The organism is Paraburkholderia sp. SIMBA_053, assembly GCF_046534895.1.
GTDB classification, from domain to species: Bacteria; Pseudomonadota; Gammaproteobacteria; order Burkholderiales; family Burkholderiaceae; genus Paraburkholderia; species Paraburkholderia caledonica.
This window is the reverse complement of sequence record NZ_JAWRXU010000793.1, coordinates 1-267: the sequence shown is the minus strand read 5'-3', so window position 1 is coordinate 267 and position 267 is coordinate 1. Positions and strand designations below refer to the sequence as shown.

Genomic DNA, 267 nt, shown 5'->3' with positions numbered 1-267 from the left:
ATAGAGCACCACGCCTGGCACGAGCCCGGCTTCGGCGACGCCAAGAAAAAAGCGCAGCACGTAGAACATCGTTTCGCTGCGCACGAACATCATCAGGCACGACAGCAGGCCCCACAGCATCGTGATGCGCGCGATCGTGGCGCGAGCGCCGAACTTCTTCAGCAGCAGATTGCTCGGCACTTCGAACACGAAATAGCCGAAGAAGAAAATCCCCGCGCCGAGTCCATACGCCGCGTTGGAGAGGCCGAGGTCGCCGGTGAACTGCAG

At 61.0% G+C, this 267-nt stretch carries 1 protein-coding gene; it reads right to left on the bottom strand.

Features of this window, described 5'->3' with window-relative positions; translation table 11 throughout:
* A partial coding sequence (locus tag SB753_RS37750) for an MFS transporter (protein WP_410805246.1) occupies positions 1-267 on the bottom strand: 267 nt, incomplete at both ends.